This window comes from Mesorhizobium sp. M2C.T.Ca.TU.002.02.1.1 (genome assembly GCF_003997225.1).
In genome coordinates this window covers 1-877 of the sequence record NZ_RZTO01001342.1, presented here as the reverse complement: position 1 = coordinate 877, position 877 = coordinate 1, and the positions used below count along the sequence as shown (strand labels likewise).

2 protein-coding genes are annotated in these 877 nt (G+C 62.4%); one reads left to right on the top strand and one right to left on the bottom strand.

Annotated features, from left to right (window positions below):
• Positions 1 to 537, bottom strand: a 537-nt coding sequence (locus EOD07_RS35985; RefSeq protein ID WP_127238483.1) for a DUF4424 family protein, incomplete at its 3' end; no start/stop codon positions are given.
• Between the two features lie 141 nt (positions 538 to 678).
• Here EOD07_RS35985 and EOD07_RS35980 point away from each other — a divergent pair.
• Positions 679 to 877, top strand: a 199-nt coding sequence (locus tag EOD07_RS35980) for an SAM-dependent methyltransferase (protein WP_245470629.1), incomplete at its 3' end; no start/stop codon positions are given.

The window sequence follows — 877 nt, the reverse complement described above, 5'->3', positions numbered from 1 at the left end:
GGGCACATAGGCGGTCTGCATGCCCGAGCCGTCATCGGCGGTATCCTCGATGATGATGCCGCGGTCTTCCCAGTCCTTGGTGACATCCTTGGGCAGCTTCGCCAACGCCGCCTTGGCGGCGTCGCCGAACGGATAGAGCGGCACGTTCTGCGCCTTGAGGTCGACGGTGATGTCGATGCCCAGCGCAAACGCCCTTTGCTCGAGCTGAGGCTTGGCGTCGACGCCGTCGATCGTCACCTCGAAGCCGAGGAAATTATCGCTCTGCGCCTCCGGGATCGCCGGCATCTCGTTGGGATCGCCTTCGATGTCGGGCATCGGGAACGCGACGATGGAGCTGACATCCTTGTCGGTGTTGTTGCGGAAGACATAGTCGACCGTCACCTTCTCCGGCGAGATGAAAAGATCTTCGCTCTGCATGGCGACGGCGTCGCTGCGCGACAGGATCAGTCCACCGGTGCCGAGTTCGGCGATGGAATCATTGGCGAAGGCTGGCGCGGCCATGACTGCCAGCGCTGCGGTCAGTACGGTGCGTAACATAGACCCTCCTCTGTGCCGCGATACCGGGGCCAGCCGGATGCGCTCTTCCATCTACTCGTTTCAAGGTAGCGTTTCAAAGCCCTTCGTCACCGGATACGGGTACTTCTGGACACCGCGCCGCCGATCGGGCAGGAGATCGCCATGCGCAAGCTTCTCGTCATCGGCATCGGCGCCGGCAATCCCGACCACATGACGGTCCAGGCCATCGACGGCCTGAACCGCGCCGACGTGCTGTTCATTCCCGACAAGGGAGCGAAGAAGAACGATCTTGCCGATTTGCGCCGGCAGATCTGCGACCGCTTCGTCACCAATCCGAAATCGCGCCGGGTCGAGTTCGATG